This is a genomic window from Streptomyces sp. NPDC036984 (assembly GCF_055607665.1).
Genome location: NZ_JBVJRL010000005.1, coordinates 62,967 through 79,260 on the forward strand (window position 1 = coordinate 62,967; position 16,294 = coordinate 79,260).

General features: G+C 72.6%; 10 protein-coding genes. 6 read left to right on the forward strand and 4 right to left on the reverse strand.

Translation table 11 applies throughout. The features are described from left to right. Window positions 1–164 precede the first annotated feature (164 nt). Window positions 165–1,520 (reverse strand): serine hydrolase domain-containing protein, encoded by a 1,356-nt coding sequence (locus tag ACZ7DL_RS12060; RefSeq protein WP_470773638.1) that lies wholly within the window; start codon window positions 1,518–1,520, stop codon window positions 165–167. 102 nt (window positions 1,521–1,622) lie between these two features. Next, window positions 1,623–2,831, reverse strand: a complete 1,209-nt coding sequence (locus ACZ7DL_RS12065; RefSeq protein WP_470773640.1) for a cytochrome P450 — start codon at window positions 2,829–2,831, stop codon at window positions 1,623–1,625. A 1,345-nt stretch (window positions 2,832–4,176) separates the two neighbouring features. On the opposite strand from ACZ7DL_RS12065, the gene ACZ7DL_RS12070 reads away from it, so the two are divergent. Continuing rightward, window positions 4,177–6,327, forward strand: coding sequence for a PP2C family protein-serine/threonine phosphatase (locus ACZ7DL_RS12070; protein WP_470773642.1), 2,151 nt, complete (start codon window positions 4,177–4,179; stop codon window positions 6,325–6,327). Window positions 6,328–6,561: 234 nt separating this feature from the next. Here the strand turns inward: ACZ7DL_RS12070 and ACZ7DL_RS12075 are convergent, their stop codons facing one another. Beyond that, window positions 6,562–8,046, reverse strand: a complete 1,485-nt coding sequence (locus tag ACZ7DL_RS12075) for a S1 family peptidase (RefSeq protein ID WP_470773644.1) — start codon at window positions 8,044–8,046, stop codon at window positions 6,562–6,564. A 211-nt stretch (window positions 8,047–8,257) separates the two neighbouring features. Between ACZ7DL_RS12075 and ACZ7DL_RS12080 the strand changes: the two genes are divergently transcribed. The 5 genes from ACZ7DL_RS12080 (at window position 8,258) to ACZ7DL_RS12100 (ending at window position 15,297) form a co-directional block, all read left to right on the forward strand. Further along, complete coding sequence (locus ACZ7DL_RS12080) at window positions 8,258–8,671, forward strand: PaaI family thioesterase (RefSeq protein WP_470773646.1); 414 nt, start codon at window positions 8,258–8,260, stop codon at window positions 8,669–8,671. A gap of 453 nt (window positions 8,672–9,124) precedes the next feature. Continuing rightward, a complete protein-coding gene (locus tag ACZ7DL_RS12085; protein ID WP_470773648.1) occupies window positions 9,125–9,343 on the forward strand; it encodes a type A2 lantipeptide in 219 nt (72 codons plus the stop codon). A 101-nt stretch (window positions 9,344–9,444) separates the two neighbouring features. Next, window positions 9,445–10,251, forward strand: a complete 807-nt coding sequence (locus ACZ7DL_RS12090; protein ID WP_470773650.1) for a hypothetical protein — start codon at window positions 9,445–9,447, stop codon at window positions 10,249–10,251. Further along, window positions 10,248–12,470 carry an NHLP family bacteriocin export ABC transporter peptidase/permease/ATPase subunit gene (locus ACZ7DL_RS12095; protein ID WP_470773651.1) on the forward strand — a complete coding sequence of 741 codons (2,223 nt, stop codon included), beginning with the start codon at window positions 10,248–10,250 and terminating at the stop codon, window positions 12,468–12,470. Before ACZ7DL_RS12090 ends, ACZ7DL_RS12095 begins: the two co-directional genes overlap by 4 nt. 1 nt (window position 12,471) lies before the next feature. Beyond that, entirely contained in the window at window positions 12,472–15,297 is a 2,826-nt protein-coding gene (locus ACZ7DL_RS12100) for an NHLP bacteriocin export ABC transporter permease/ATPase subunit (RefSeq protein WP_470773653.1), read from the forward strand. On the opposite strand, the gene ACZ7DL_RS12105 is transcribed toward ACZ7DL_RS12100, so the two are convergent. Beyond that, window positions 15,294–16,115, reverse strand: a complete 822-nt coding sequence (locus ACZ7DL_RS12105; RefSeq protein ID WP_470774070.1) for a ribonuclease BN — start codon at window positions 16,113–16,115, stop codon at window positions 15,294–15,296. The two genes, ACZ7DL_RS12100 and ACZ7DL_RS12105, sit on opposite strands and share 4 nt — an antisense overlap. Between the last annotated feature and the right edge of the window lie 179 nt (window positions 16,116–16,294).

Here is a 16,294-nt window from a genome sequence, read left to right on the forward strand (position 1 = left end):
GGGCTGGAGCGGGGCAAGGGACCGAGCCGGACCGGGGCCTGAGCCGTCCCGGAACCCACCCGGCACCGGCACCCCAGCCGGACCGACACCCGAACCCGGGCCCGCACCCGAACCCGAACCCGGACGGGTCCACACCCGCACCCGAGACCGCCGGCAACCGCTGTTCAGCCGTCGTCGGTGCGGCGGGCCACGCGTCCGGAGATCTGTATGCGGTCGACCGTGCCGGTGGCCGGATCGCGGTGGAAGCGGCCCCCGGGTTCGGGTCGCCCGGTGGCCGGGTCGAGCAGGTCGCACGACAGGTCGGTGTAGCAGAGCAGCGGGATGGGCGGGTCACCGTCGACGGACAGGGTCGGCGCGCCGTCCGGGCCGGGCGTGACGTGGTACGTCGTGGTGCCGTTGCGGTAGGTGCCCACGCAGTCGGGCGGGGCGGCGACCGGACGGCCCCGGTCGGCGGCCTGTGCGCCGGCGGGTATGCGTACGCCGGTGAGCAGGGCGAGTTCGTCGGCGAGTGAGTGCCAGAGCGCGGTGGCGCCGCCGGCGTTGCCCGTGACGGCGACCACCACCCCGCTCTCCGGGTCGGCCCGCAGATGGCAGGACGTGCCCTGGGCGTTGCCGTCGTGGCCGTACCACACGCGGCCGTCCCGCTGGTACAGGGCGAGTCCGGGGCCCCAGCCGTCGGCCAGCGCGCCCGGGCGGGCGGCGGGCTCGGCGCGGCGCATCTCCTTGGCGACGGCGGGCGGCAGCAGGTCGGAGCGGCCGATCAGCGCGTTGCCGAACGCGGTCAGGTCCAGCGCGCTCGCGAGCAGCGCGCCGGCGGGCGCCTCCAGGGGGGCGAGATTCTGCCGGGCCGGACGGGCCTGGCCGGTCGCGGTGTTGACGGCGTGTCCGGCGGCCACGGGGCGGGTCGGCGCGGTGTCGCCGACGAACGCGGGTATCACGCCGAGGGGATGGAGGAGCAGCACCCGGACCGCCTCCGGCCACGGCATTCCGGTGACCGCCTCCACCAGCCGGCCGGCAGCGACGTAGCCGGCGTTGGAATAGGAGAAGTCGGTGCCCGGTGCGAACAGCGCGTCGCGGGCGGTGCAGACGGCCGTGAGATACCGGGTGGCGGTGGTCGCGGCGGCGGTGTCCGAGTCCGGCCCGGTGGGCAACCCGCCGGTGTGGCTGAGCAGGTGACGAATGGTCACCTCGGGTAAGCCGCTCAGTTCCGGGAGGTGTTCGGCGGCGGGCTCGTCCAAATCTATGTCGCCGTCGTCGGCCAGGAGCATGACGAGCGCGGCGGTGTAGGGCTTCGTGAGCGATCCCAGCGGGACCGCCGTGTCGTCGGTGAAGGGGACGCCGGTCGTGACGTCGGCGGTACCGGTGTGTACGGCGATGACCTCCGTGCCGGTGTCCACGACGAGTTGGGTGCCGGGCACCCGGTGGGTCCGGGCAAGGGCGTCGAGACGGTCCTGCATGTCCCGGCGCACCGGGGACGGTGTTCGGCAGGCGGCCGGAGCGGCGGGGATGGTGTAGGGCATGAGAAGGGGACTCCCGTTGGTGGGTCTCATGTGCGGGTGTGCCGGTCCGGCCCGTGGAACGAGCGGCGTGCGGGGCCGGCCGGGGGCGCGTCGCGCGCGGGCCTACGGTTTGCGGACCTCGACGGGCAGATGCCGTACGCCGATGATCACGGCCGGGTTCTGGTAGGCGATGTCCTCGTAGGAGGGGATCGCCAGGCTGCGGAATCGTTCATGCAGCATGCGCAGGGCGATTCGGGCCTCCAGCCGGGCCAGTGGTGCGCCGAAACAGAAGTGAATGCCGTGCCCGAAGGTCAGATGGGGATTGGGCTGCCGGGTCACGTCGAAGAGGTCGGGCGTGTCGAAGCGGGCGGGATCCCGGTTGGCGGCGCCGAGATGCACCATCAGCAGAGTGTCCGCCGGAATGTCGTGACCGCCGAGGACCACCGGCCGGGTGACCCTGCGGCCCAGCTCCGGGAAGGGCGGCAGCCAGCGCAGCACCTCCTCGACGGCGACCGGGATGCGCGCGGGGTCGGCGCGCAGCGCGGCGTCCGTGCCGGGGTGCCGGTCGAAGGTGACGACGGCGTTGCCCAGCAGCGCGGTCGTGGTGATGTGACCGGCCACCAGCAGCAGAGCCACGAAACCGACCATCTCCTGGTCGGCGAGGCGGACGCCGTCCACCTCGGCGGCGATGAGTCTGCTGGTCAGGTCGTCGCCGGGAGCGGCGCGGCGGGCGCGGATGTGCTCCAGCATGTAGCCGTTCATCTCGCGCACGGTGGGGGCGATGGCCTCCAGCGCCCGTTCCAGGTCGGCCATGTCGGGTGCCTCGCCGAGCTGGTCGCCGCCGAACAGGACGCTCGCCCACTCCTGGAAGAGCCGGTGCTCCTCGGCCGGGATGCCGAGCAGTTCGGCGATGACGATGATCGGCAGCGGGTAGGCCAGCGCGTCGACCAGGTCGAACCGGTCGCGGTCGGCGACAGCGTCCAGCAGCCGGGCGCACACGGCCTCGATACGGGGCTCCAGACCCTGGACGACACGCGGGGTGAACGCCTGGCTCACCAGGGTGCGGAGCTTGCGGTGTTCCGGCGGGTCCATGCCGACGAAGTTGCCCTGCCGGAAGGTCTCGAAGTCGGACTGGGTGGGGGCGAGGGCGGAGAGGTCCGAGGAGTACGTCGCCGGATCGGCGAGCACGGTCGCGACGGTCTCGTGGCCCAGCACCTGCCAGCTGCGCTGATCCTCGTCGTACCGCACCGGCCCGGCCTCGCGTAAGCCCCGCCAGCGGTCGGGTAAGTCCTCCAACAGGATCCGGGCGCCCGTCGGTTGCTTGCTGATCACCTTGTCTCCTTGCTAGCGCGTGCGGGCACGGAGGAGCCACGCGGACAGGGGGATGTCGCGGACCGGCGACGGCCGGGGCACGGCTGCGCCACCGCTGCCGGGACGTCCGGGCGGCAGGAGCGCGTGACCCGTGGTGCTTCCTCGTGCGGGGCCGGACGGTCAGCTGCCGCCGGTGTGGTGCCGGGGTGAACCGAAGGCTCTGAACACGTGCAGAGACCTCGGCACGTGCGGTGCTCTCGACGCGTGCAGTGTTCTCGACGCGCGTGGCGCCCTCAACAGATGCGATGCAGGACCCGCCGGCCGTACGGCCGGCCACGGCCCCGCAGCGAACACTGTCGTGCGGTGCACCAACCCGACATAACCCATCCCCTCGGCGATTCCTCCCGCGCGGCGGTCGCGCGGGACCCTCCCGGTTTCGTGAACGAACCGCGGGGCCCTCAGCCCCGCCCGCTCGAATCGAGGTGTGAGAATACGCAGTCGCAGCGCATGCCGCCCCACGATTGGCATGATGCGCACCCCGCGACACCTTCGTTTCGATGGAACTCGGCCACAGTCTTCACGGTGAGTCACGCGTAAGCAACCCCCTGAGGTTGAACGCAGAGTGCTCTGGCGGTGCATTTGCGTCACCATCCGGCAACTTCAGCCAGTCCCTCACGCGCCCAAGGCCGCGGCCGGATCGTCGCACCCGCGTGTGCCCCGGCGCCCCGCGCGCAAACCGAGCGCGCGGGAAAAACTTCCCGCTGGGCGGTGACCTGGCACGCCGTCGGCCCGTGGAACGCGCCGGGCCGGTGCTGCGCCACGCCGTTCGCCGAATGGCCGGACCCGCCCCTGATCTGGGGGGACGATTCGGCCAGCGGGCGCTGCGCGGGCCGCCGCCCGGGACAGCGCCGGAATGCGCCATGGCCGACCTCGGCCCGCCACCGGCGTGTCCCGGCCGCCCCGCGGTCCTCCCCCCGGCACTCGACCGGTACAGGACCGGAGGAGGGGGGTCCGCGGCCCGGACGTACGGAATCGGCCAACCCGGCGCGATGGGGGCGCACACGAAAACCCCGTACACCACCCGTGCTTCTCCTGTACCGGCCCGCTCCCCCCTCCATGCCTCTTCCACACGGCCGGGCACCGGACGGACCGGGGCACCGGGGCCGGAACGCGACGAACCCGGTGGACCGGGAAAGCACCGACCCGCTGGGCCGGGAAAGCCGGTGCATGGAGACGGCGGGGCGGGGTATGCGAAGCCAACCCCCACGCGGGGGCGCGAACCGAGCCTCGTCCGTGCTCGCCGTGCGCCGGGCGCCGCCGCGAGGGAGTCTTGTGCCCGGGATGCGACGCACGGCCGTAGGAGGAGGTGGTCGGCGTGTCCGACGGGCCAGGGCCGGGACCGGCACCGGCGGCCGACGGGGCGCCGGCCACCCTGCCGGTGCTGTCGCTCGCGCTGGCCTCGATGCTGGAAGACGTGCACGCGCACTCGGGCGCGGTATATCTGCTCAGGCCCGACGAGCCGGTCCTGGAGATGGCGGTGCACGCGGGCATGCCCCGGGCGTTCGCGGCGCCGTGGGAGCGGGTCGGGCTGAGCGCGCCGATCCCGGTCGCGGACGCGGTGCGCGAGCGGCGGCTGGTATGGGTGGGCGGCGAGGAGGAGATGGCCCGCCGCTATCCGCGTATCGCGGTGGTGCTGCCGTACCCGTTCGCGCTGGCCGCGGTGCCCGTGGTGACGGAGCGCACGGTGTACGGCGCGGTGTTCGTGACCTGGCCGGGCGCACATCCGCCGGAGCTGTCGGACCGGGAGCGGGAGCATCTGACGGCGGCCTGCGGCCGGCTGGCGCTGCGGCTGGAGCGGGCGGCGCGGGAGAACCGGCCGCTCGGCCGTGAACCGGACGTGGTCGCGACGCCGATATCGGGAGTGGCCGACACGCTGGGCTCGGTCGAGGCGGCGCGGATGGTGTCCCGGCTGCCGTACGGGCTGGTGTCGCTGGATGTCCACGGCCGGATCGGCTTCGTGAACGCGGCCGCCGCGGAACTGCTCGGCAGGCCGGCCGGGGAACTGCTCGGCACGCCGCCCTGGGTGTCGGTGCCGTGGCTGAACGACCCGATGTACGAGGACCGTTACCGGGCGGCGCTGATCAGCCAGCAGACGACGTCGTTCGTGGCGATGCGCCCGCCCGGCGAGTGGCTGTCGTTCCGGCTGTATCCGAGCACGACCGGGCTGAGCGTGCGGATCAGCCGGGCCCGGGCGGTGGCGGAGATGACGCGAGGCGCCCCGCGCTCGGGTCCGGGCCCGTCCCGGCTGGTGACGATCTCCCAGGTGCTGAGCCTGGCGGGCGCGCTGACCGAAGCGGCGGGGGTGCAGGACGTGGTGCAGCTGGTGTGGGACGAGGTGGCGCCGGCCGTCGGCAGCCAGGCCATGGTGATCCTCCGGGCGCAGGCCGGGCGGCTGCACGTGCTGGGGCACCGCGGATATGCGGACCGGAACGTCGTGGAGCGGTTCAACGGGCTGCCGCTGTCCGAGCGCACCCCTGGCACGCAGGCGCTGAACACGGGGGTGCCGGCGTTCTTCGCGTCGCGCGAGGAACTGGAGCGGCTGTATCCGAGCCGGCACGAGACTCCGGACGGCTTCGCGGCCTGGGCGTACCTGCCGCTCATCGCGTCCGGGCGGCCGGTCGGCAGCTGTGTGCTGGCCTACGCCGAGCGGCATGTCTTCCCCGCCGACGAGCGGGCGGTGCTCACCTCGCTCGGCGGGCTGATCGCACAGGCCCTGGAGCGGGCCCTGCTCTACGACGCCAAGCACCGGCTGGCGCACGGCCTCCAACAGGCGCTGCTGCCGCACTCACTGCCGACGCTGCCCGGCATCGAGGCGGCGGCCCGCTATCTGCCGGCCACCCAGGGCATGGAGATCGGCGGCGACTTCTACGACCTGGTGCCGACCCGTCCGCTGGCGGCGGCGGTGATCGGGGACGTCCAGGGGCACAACGTGACCGCGGCGGGGCTGATGGGGCAGATCCGCACGGCGGTCAGGGCGTACACGACGGTGGGGCAGGCGCCGCACGAGGTGATGAGCAGCACCAACCGCCTGCTGATCGACCTCGCCGCCGACCTGTTCGCGAGCTGTCTGTATCTCCGGCTGGACCCGGCGCGCGGGCAGGCCGTCATGGCGCGGGCCGGACATCCGCCGCCGCTGCTGAGACGGCCGGACGGGCGGGTGCGGGTGCTTGACCTGGCCGGCGGTCCGCTTCTCGGGATCGACGCCTCGGCCGTGTATCCGACGACCGAGGTGTCCCTGGCGCCCGGCTCGGTGCTCGTCCTGTACACCGACGGCCTGGTGGAGTCGCCCGGCGTCGACATCGAGGACGCGCTGGCCGACCTCGGCGGACTGCTCACGGACATCGGCGACCAGCCGCTGGAGACTCTGGCGGACCGGGTGGTCCAGCACAGCGCGGCGGCACGGGAACGGATGGACGACGTGGCGGTACTGCTTCTGCGGGCCCGCGCCGACGCCTGACGCCAACGGCCGCCCTGGGGCAGCCCGTTGCCCGTCCCTCCCCCGCTGTCCGGCCAATCGCCCACAGTCGCCCTCCGGCCCGCCGGCCCACCCCGTCCGGCCCACCGCCGTCCGGCCCACCACCGCTGTCCGGGCCCCCACGACCGCGGTCCGGCCCTCCCGCCGGAGGGCCGGACCGATCCCCGGCGGCCGGACCGAGGGGGAGGCCGCCGGGGAGTACGTGGTGCCGGTCGCTCAGTGGCTGCCGGTCAGGGACGACGATCCGTTCTCCGCCGCACCGGCGCCGGACTGGTCACCGGCCGAGCCGGACGGGTCGGACGGGTCGGCCCCACCGCCGATCTGGTCGCCGCCGGCACCGGCCTCGTCACCGGCACCGGCTTGGTCACCGGCACCCGCCTGATCCCCGGCACCGGCCTCGTCACCGGCACCCGCCTGATCCCCGGCACCGGCTTGGTCACCGGCACCCGCCTGATCCCCGGCACCGGCCTCGTCACCGGCACCCGCCTGATCCCCGGCACCGGCTTGGTCACCCGCGCCGGCCTCGTCACCGGCACCCGCCTGGCCGCCCGCTCCGTTGCCCGCGTCGCCGAGGGTGGCGCCGGTGGCCTGGAGGGCGGCGGTGACCGGCTGGAAGAAGGTCTCGCCGCCGCTGGTGCAGTCGCCGCTGCCGCCGGAGGTCAGACCGAGGGCGCTGCCGTCCTGGGTGAACAGGGAGCCGCCGCTGTCGCCGGGCTCGGCACAGACGTTGGTCTGAATGAGGCCGTTGACGGTGTCGACGCCGTTCGGGTCGGTCTCGCTCTGGAAGTTGACGGTGGCGTCGAGGCCGGTGACCTGACCGTCGTGCAGACCGGTCGTGGACCCCATCCGGAACACGGTCTCGCCGACGGTGGCATCGGCCGCCTGCTTGATCTGCACGGTCTGGCCGTTGCCCGCGTTGACCTCGCTCGGCGCCTGCGTGCCGGCGTCGTTGTACTTGACCAGCGCGAAGTCGCTGCCCGGGAAGGTCGCCTGGTCGACGGTGGCGATGGGCTGCCCGTTCTGCGAGTCGGACCAGTCCTTGGCGGCGACCCCGCAGTGACCGGCCGTCAGGAAGGCGGGACTGCCGTCGGAGGCGGTGACGTTGAAGCCGAGGGAGCAGCGGACGTTTCCGCCCTGCGCCTGGGAGAAGATGGCGTCGCCGCCCGAGACGAAGGGCTTGAAGGTGCCGGAGGACTTCTTCAGGGTCGCCATGCCGGAGCCGAGGCTCCGCACGGTCGACTCGAGCCGGTCCCACTTGGCGCCGGTGACGGTGCTGTCGGCGGTGACGAGGACCTTGTCGGTGCGCGGGTCGACGGCCCAGGAGGTGCCGGGGATGGTCGCCTTGGTCTTCAGCGTCCGCGCGGCGGCCTTGAGTTCGCCGATGCTGTTCTCGACCTGGCGGACGGCCGCGCCGGCCTTCTTCGCCTGGACGATGAGATTGTTGTCGCCGCTGACCACGTTGACGACGAGCTGCTGCTTGCCGCTGTCGTAGTAGGAGCCGGCGAAGGCGTCACCGAGGATCTTCTGGAGCTGTGCGGCGAGGTCCGAGGCGTCGCCGGCCTTCAGTGTCTTCGCGCCCGCCGCGCCGCCCGCGGCCGTCTGGTTCTGGTCCTGGGAGGCGTTGGCGTGGGGCAGCAGGAGGGCCGCCGCTCCGAGCGCCGCGACACCGCCCACCGCTATCGCGGCCTTTCGCTTCGGCATTCGCTTGTGACTCAAACTTCTCGACCTCCTGGGGACGGGGGTCTGCCGCTTACGGGCAGTTCGGATCGGGCTGCGTATCGGGGCGCCTGGATGGCCGTAGGTACGCACCGGCCGCGCGGTGTGTTCAATTCCGTTTCCCGCCGGCGGTTCCTGCGCGGCGAATCGGCCATGCTCCGCGTGTCACGGCGGGCGGCCGGGAACAATCCCCCATATGACGATGACCACCGCCGAAGCCGACAAGATCCTCTCCGCCAACTTCGCCCCCTGGGTGCTCGATCTCGGGCTGACGGTCGAGGCGGTGGGCGAGGACCGGGCCGTGCTGCGTCTGCCCTGGTCGGACCGGTTGGCCCGGGAGGGCGGCGGGTTGTCGGGCCAGGCGCTGATGGCGGCCGCCGACACGGCCACGGTGATCGCGGTGTCGGCCGCGCGGGGCGCCTTCGTGCCGATGACGACGGTGCAGCAGTCGACGTCGTTCCAGCGGGCGGTGACCGGCGCGGATGTCCTGATCGAAGCGGTCCTGACCAAGCTGGGCCGCCGGATGGCGTTCGCGGATGTCACGTTGAGGGATGCCGTCTCGGGCGCGCTCGCCGCCCGGGCGAGCACGGTCTACGCGATCCTGGGCTGACACGCTCAGCTATCGGTCGGTAACGCTCAGCTCCGAACACTAACCGGAATCCTCCCTTCAGGGAATCTGCACATCGATCACGCAGGCGCCGCACCGGCACCAGCGGATCTGCACATCCACGCGCCCCCGACGACGCCTTTGGCGAGGAGTGCCGGATTCGCGTACCGGAGGGCAAGGGGCCCTGCGCGACGATGCCGTGCGGCATGTGAAGGAGTCGCCGACAAGGCGTGCACGAGCCTGCACGGATACGCCCCTTCGGGAGCCAAGTGCCCAGGTGAGAGCCCTGATTGATTGGAAGAGCGCCCCGCGTGCGTGCTTTGATCCATCGCACCGCGTCGGTCCGGCGGGCCCCCGGATACGGGTGCCCGGCGCCCGCGGTCGCGGCCGTCCGTCTGTCCCCAGAGGGGGCCGCTCTCCCCCTTGTGAAATATCCATATGAAGGGAAGTTCCACCATGAACTCCACCCCCCAGGTTGAGACCGTCGAGATCTCGGACGCCGAGCTGGACAACGTCTCCGGCGGTCTGTCCTCCAACACCCTCAACAGCACCCTCGGCACCGTGAACGAGATCGCCCCGGGCGTGAACGGTCTGGTCAACACGGTTGTCGGCACCGTCGAGGGCGTCTCCGGCCTGCACACCGCCCCGATCAACGGCCTGGTCGCCGGTCTCTGATCGCACCTCGGTGTCACCGAAGTCCCGGAGCCGTCCCTCGGCTCCGGGGCTCTCGGATGCCCTGAAACAGTTGCGTCTCTCCCACAGGTGAGGGAAGTTCCGTGCAGTTCCGCCAACAGGCCCTCGCCAAGCTCCAGTCACCGGAGGAGCTGGACCTTCCGGTGCGGCTCGCCCGCCCGCAGGGCTGGCTCGCCCTCGGCGTCACCGTCGTCGTCATGGCCGCCGCCTCCGTATGGGCGGTGACCGGCTCGGTCGCCTCCACCGTCGGCGCGCCGGCCATCCTCACCCACGGCCAGGGCAGTTATCTGCTCCAGAGCCCTGTGTCCGGGCAGGTCACGGCCGTTCTCGCCCGGCAGGGCGAACGGCTGCCGGCCGACGCGCCCGTCCTGAAGGTCCGTACGGCCAACGGCGACGCGGTGGTCCGGAGCGTCGCCGCGGGCCGGGTCACCACGCTCGCCGCCACCATCGGGCAGATCATCCGGACCGGCACCACGGTCGCCGCGGTCGAGAAGGTCGCCCACGCCTCCGACCCGCTGTACGCGACCGTGTACGTGCCCGCCGAGAACGCGGCCGCCATCCCGGCGCACGCCTCGGTCGACCTGACCGTCTCCTCCGTACCGACACAGCAGTACGGCGTGCTGCGCGGCGAGGTGGCGTCGGTGGACCGCACCGCGCAGTCCGCCCAGTCGATCTCCGCGTTCCTCGGCGACAGCCAGCTCGGCGAGCAGTTCACCCGCAAGGGCCGCCCGGTGGCCGTCCTGGTGAAACTCGACACGTCGCCGTCCACGAAGAGCGGTTACCGGTGGTCCACCGCCGGCGGACCGCCGTTCCGGCTCGACTCCATGACCCTCGCCACCGGTTCCGTCCGGCTCGCCGACCAGCGTCCCGTCGATTGGCTGCTCCCGTGACCACCGCCCAGCAATCCCGCGGCCGCAGACGCGCGGCTCCCGCCAGGCGGCCCGCCCCCAAGTCCCGTACCGGAACCGTCCGTACGCCCACCGTCCTGCAGATGGAGGCCGTCGAGTGCGGCGCCGCCTCCCTCGCCATGGTCCTCGGCCACTACGGCCGGCACGTCCCGCTGGAGGAGCTGCGCATCGCCTGCGGTGTCTCCCGCGACGGCTCGCGCGCCTCCAACCTGCTGAAGGCGGCGCGGGGTTACGGCCTGACGGCCAAGGGCATGCAGATGGACCTGGCCGCCCTCGCCGAGGTGCGGGCACCGGCCATCCTCTTCTGGGAGTTCAACCACTACGTCGTCTACGACGGCATGGGCCGCCGCTTCGGCCGGCGCGGGGTGTACATCAACGACCCCGCCAAGGGCCGCCGTTTCGTGCCCATGGACGAGTTCGACGGCAGCTTCACCGGCGTGGTGCTGGTGCTGGAGCCGGGCGAGGACTTCACCCGGGGCGGGCGCCGGCCGGGTGTGCTCGGCGCGATGCCGGCCCGGCTGCGCGGCACCGCGGGCACCCTCCCGGCAGCGGTGCTGGCCAGCCTGTTGCTGGTCGCGGTCGGCGCGGCCGTCCCCGCGCTCAGCCGCACGTACATCGACATGTTCCTCATCGGCGGACAGACCTCGCTGCTGGGCGTGCTGTTCACCTCGATGGCCGCCTGTGTGCTGCTCACGCTGGTGCTGACCTGGCTCCAGCAGACCAACCTGCTGCACGGCCGGATCATCTCCTCCACCCTCTCCAGCGCCCGCTTCCTGCGCCATCTGCTGCGGCTGCCGGTGACGTTCTTCGCCCAGCGCTCCCCCGCCGACCTGGTGCAGCGTCTGCAGTCCAACGACCAGGTCGCCGAGACCCTGGCCCGCGACCTCGCGGCGGCCGGTGTCGACGCCGTCGTGGTCGTGCTGTACGCGGTCCTGCTCTACACCTACGACCCCCAGCTGACGTTCGTCGGCATCGGCGTGGCCCTGCTCAACGTGGTGGCCATGCGGCTGGTCGTACGGCTGCGCGCGACCCGTACGGCGAAGCTGCGCGCGGACACCGCGCGGCTCACCAACACCTCGTACACCGGCCTCCAGCTGATCGAGACGATGAAGGCGACCGGCGGCGAGGACGGCTACTTCCGCAAGTGGGCCGGGCAGCACGCCACCACCCTGGAGGAGCAGCAGCGGCTCGGTGTGCCGAGCGCCTGGCTCGGCGTGGTGGCGCCGACACTCGCCACCTTCAACAGCGCGCTGATCCTGTGGATCGGCGGGCTCCGCGCGGTCGAGGGGCACATCTCGGTCGGTCTGCTGGTCGCCTTCCAGGCGCTGGTCACCCGCTTCACCGCCCCGCTCACCCGGCTCAACGGCGTGGCGGGCCGCATCCAGGACTTCGCGGCCGACGTGGCCCGGCTGAAGGACGTGGAGAACTTCCAGGCCGACCCGCTCTACGCCCGCCCCGACGGAGGCGACTCCACCCGGCGGCTGCACGGGCACGTCGAGCTGGAGAACATCACCTTCGGCTACAGCCCGCTCGACAAGCCCCTGCTGACCGGCTTCGACCTGACCGTGGGACCGGGGCAGCAGGTGGCCCTGGTCGGCGGCTCGGGCAGCGGCAAGTCCACGGTCTCCCGGCTGATCTCCGGGCTCTACACGCCGTGGGACGGCGTGATCCGGATCGACGGTCGGCGGCTGGAGGACATCCCGCGCGGCGCCCTCGCCGCGTCCGTCTCCTTCGTCGACCAGGACGTGTTCCTCTTCGAGGGCTCGGTCCGCGACAACGTGGCGCTGTGGGACCCGTCGATCCCCGACGATGCGGTGGTCGAGGCGCTGAAGGACGCGGCCCTGTACGACGTGGTGATGCGCCGGCCCGGCGGCATCCACAGCAAGGTCGAGCAGGACGGCCGCAACTTCTCCGGCGGCCAGCGCCAGCGTCTGGAGATCGCCCGGGCGCTGGTGCGGCGGCCGAGCATCCTCGTGCTGGACGAGGTGACCAGCGCGCTGGACGCGGAGACCGAGCTGGTCGTGATGGACAACCTGCGCCGGCGCGGCTGCGCCTGTGTGGTGATCGCGCACCGGCTGAGCACGGTCCGCGACAGCGACGAGATCGTCGTCCTCCAGCACGGCACGGTGGTGGAGCGCGGACGGCACGAGGAGCTGGTGGCGCGCGGCGGCTCGTACGCGGCACTGGTCAGGGAGCGGTGAGATGACGACTGTTCAGGAGGGATACGACGGCGACCTCGTCCTCGGCGCGCTCGGTTCGCTGGGCACGCGGCTGGACTTCGCCGGCCAGAACCGTCTGGACCTGGAGGGCCCGCAGGTGCTGTGGCTGGTCGCGGCCGGCGCGCTGGACCTGTTCGCGGTGGACGCCGTCCAGCAGGGGCACTGGCACCACCTCGGCCGGCTGGAGGCGGGCACGCTGCTGCTCGGACCGGTCAGCGGCCCCCAGCACACCCTGGTGGCCCGCCCGGTCCGGGACTGCGTGGTGCACCGCGTCAACCTGCGCGAGCTGTACCAGCCCGCCCACACCCAGACCTGGTCGTACGACGAGTACGGCAACCCGCAGTACGTACCGCCGACGACGAGCCCGCTGGAGTACGCCCTCGCGCTGGGCGTCGGCCGCGGCCTGTCCGTGCTCTTCCAGGCCCCGATGGCCGAGGACCGGACGGGTACGCCCGCCGACGACGACGTGTTCTGGATGCAGGTGCCGCCGGGCAGCGTCCAGTACGGCTCGCTGTACGGCGCGGAGGCGGCCGCCGATCTGCTGATGGACCCCGCGCTGTGGCAGAGCATGGTCGATCAGCAGTACCGGCTGCTGACCGCGCTGGACCGGTGGATCGAGCAGTTGGAGCGCACCCACGAGACGCGTACGGCCGCCGGCATCAAGGCCGGTGAGGCGGTCCGCGCCCAGGCCGACCGGACGCTGCTCGCCTCCATCGGGAAGCGCTCGGCCCGCCGCACGACGGCCGCCGACGCCGACGCCACCCACGCGGCCTGCCGGCTCGTCGCCGAGGCGGCCGGGATCAAGCTGGCCGAGCCCGCGCAGAGCGGCACGGAGAGCGACCGGCTGGACCCGGTGGAGCGGGTGGCGCTGGCCTCCCGGGTGCGTACCCGGGCCGTACGGCTGAGCGGCCGCTGGTGGCGGGAGAACGTCGGCCCGCTGGTCGGCCGGCGGGCCCTGTCCCAGGCGCCGGTCGCGCTGCTGTGGCGGCGCGGCGGCTATGTGGCCGTGCACCCGGGCACCGGCCGGGAGACCCCGGTCGAGAAGGCGAACGCGGAGGAGTTCGAGCCGCGCGCGGTGATGTTCTACCGGCCGCTGCCCGACAAGCGGCTCGGCCCGCTCGCGCTGCTGCGCTTCAGCCTCCGCGGTACCCGCGGGGACCTGCTGAGCCTGCTCCTCGCCGGGCTGGTGACGGTCGCCATCGGCGCGCTGGTGCCGATCGCGACGGGCAAGGTGCTCGGCGAGTACGTGCCCCGGGCGCAGGAGGGCCTGATCGTCCAGGTGTGCCTGGCCGTGATGGTGAGCGGGGTGGTCGCGGCGGCGTTCACCCTGCTGGAGAACCTGTCCATCCTGCGTCTGGAGGGCCGGATCGAGGCGGCGCTCCAGCCCGCCGTCTGGGACCGGCTGCTGCGCCTGCCCACCCGCTTCTTCACCCAGCGCTCGACCGGTGAACTGGCCAGCGCGGCCATGGGCATCAGCGCGATCCGCCGGATGCTGGCCGGCGTCGGCCCGGTGGTCGCCCAGTCGGTGACCGTCGGCGCGATGAACCTGGGTCTGCTGCTGTGGTACAGCGTGCCGATGGCGATGGCGGCGATCGGGATGCTCGTCGTCATCGCGGCGGTGTTCGGGGCGCTCGGCCTGTGGCAGGTGCGCTGGCAGCGGCGGCTGGTGGTGCTCGGCAACAAGCTGAACAACCAGGCGTTCCAGACCCTGCGCGGGCTGCCCAAGCTGCGGGTGGCGGCGGCCGAGAACTACGCGTACGCGGCCTGGGCGCGCGAGTTCGCGCGCAGCCGGGGACTCCAGCAGAAGGCGGGCCGGATCAAGAACCTCACCACGGTGCTCGGCGCGGTCTACCTGCCGGTGTGCACGCTGCTGATGTTCATGCTGCTGGCGGGCCCGGCCAAGGGGGCGATGTCGGCGGCGGACTTCCTCGCCTTCAACACGTCGGTGACCATGGTGCTGACCTCAGTGACCCAGCTGACCGGCGCGTTCGTGTCGGCGGTGGCGGCCCTGCCGCTGTTCGAGGAGATCAAGCCGGTACTGGAGGCCACGCCCGAGGTGCGGACGGCGAGCACCCGCCCGGGCCCGCTGTCGGGCGCACTGGAGGCCCGCCGGCTCTCCTTCCGGTACGCCGACGACGGCCCGCTCGTCCTGGACGACGTGACCTTCGCGGTACGGCCGGGCGAGTTCGTGGCGATCGTCGGCCCGAGCGGCTGCGGCAAGTCCACGCTGCTGCGCCTGCTCATCGGCTTCGACAAGCCGGTCTCCGGCAGCGTCCTGTACGACGGCCAGGACCTCGCGGCGCTCGACCAGTCCGCGGTGCGCCGGCAGTGCGGGGTGGTCCTCCAGCACGCGCAGCCGTTCACCGGCTCGATCCTGGACGTCATCTGCGGCACCGAGCCGTACACGCCGGAGGAGGCGATGGCGGCGGCGGAGCTGGCGGGGCTCGCGGAGGACATCAAGCGGATGCCGATGGGGCTGCACACGATCGTCGCGGCGGGCGGCGCGGTCTCCGGCGGCCAACGGCAGCGCCTGATGATCGCCCAGGCTCTCATCCGGCGCCCGCGCATCCTCTTCTTCGACGAGGCGACCAGCGCCCTGGACAACGACACCCAGCGCATCGTCATCGACAGCACCCGCAAGCTGAACGCGACCCGGATCGTCATCGCCCACCGGCTGTCGACCGTCCTGGACGCCGACCGGGTGATCGTGATGGAGGACGGCAAGGTCGTCCAGCAGGGCGCACCGGCCGAACTCCTCGCGGACACCGGGGGCCGGCTGCACGAGCTGGTGCGCCGTCAGCTGGCCTAGGCCCGCTCCGCCTCGTCGGCCGGCTGGTCCGGCTGGTCGTGGTGGTGGGACGGCATCCAGTGGTGCTCGGTGAACCAGCGGCCGAACAGGGCACCGCCGTAGATGACGAAGCCCACGCCGATGAGCCAGGACTCCACGACGAGCACGGTGCCGACGGCGCCGTAGCTCAGGGCGTTGGTGACGATGAGCGGGGTGAAGACGAGGTAGGAGAAGGCGCGCAGACCGGCCAGGCCGATGACGGTGGCCACCGCGCCGGGCAGCAGCGAGCGCCAGTGGACCTGCCCACCGAGCAGGAAGCGCTGCCCCCACCAGAAGAACAGCACACCGCTCACCGTCGACAGCACGATCCGCTGCGTCCCGTGCACCGCCGACTTGGTCGTCACCTCCTGGTAGAGGTACGCCGTCAGCACCACCAGCCAGGTCGCCTGCCGCCACACCCGGTGCCAGGGGCCGGAGGCCAGGCCCCAGATCCGTTCGTAGGCGTTCTGTACGCTGCCACCGAAGGACACGCCGAACACGGCGAGCAGGATGCCGCTCCAGACGCTGGTCGTGCCGATGACCTTGCGCGGGGGGCTGACGACGTCGGTGAGCACGCGGGCGGACCGGCCGGACAGGCCCATGCCGTCGGTGAGCCAGGAGGCGAAGCCGCCGCGCACCAGCGGGTCGGCCGCGGCGACCACGATCAGCAGCGGCGCCAGCGTCACCAGGGCCAGGGTGGCGAACCCCATGGCCCGGTGCATCAGCTCCAGCTCCCGGCCGTGCGCGAACAGGGCTCCGATGCGCAGCCACTCCCACGCGCGATGCAGGCCGCGCCGCAACCACCTCACGGCTCCCTCCCGTGCTCGCCGCCCACACGCTCTTGCGCGCGCTGTTTTCGGTGCCGACGCATCCAGCCTGGCACGCACCGGGCGACTCGCAGCCGGAACGCGGGCACCGGGACGGTGTCATGGTGCGCACGAGTGACCGTTCGGTCCGGCGACACGGCGGACGGGTCCGC

Bases quoted from the DNA above. Each gene is read 5' to 3' on its own strand.
- ACZ7DL_RS12100 (WP_470773653.1), top strand. From the start codon at position 12,472: ATGACGACTGTTCAGGAGGGATACGACGGCGACCTCGTCCTCGGCGCG.
- ACZ7DL_RS12080 (WP_470773646.1), top strand. From the start codon at position 8,258: ATGACGATGACCACCGCCGAAGCCGACAAGATCCTCTCCGCCAACTTC.
- ACZ7DL_RS12085 (WP_470773648.1), top strand. From the start codon at position 9,125: ATGAACTCCACCCCCCAGGTTGAGACCGTCGAGATCTCGGACGCCGAG.
- ACZ7DL_RS12060 (WP_470773638.1), bottom strand. From the start codon at position 1,520: ATGCCCTACACCATCCCCGCCGCTCCGGCCGCCTGCCGAACACCGTCC.
- ACZ7DL_RS12075 (WP_470773644.1), bottom strand. From the start codon at position 8,046: ATGCCGAAGCGAAAGGCCGCGATAGCGGTGGGCGGTGTCGCGGCGCTC.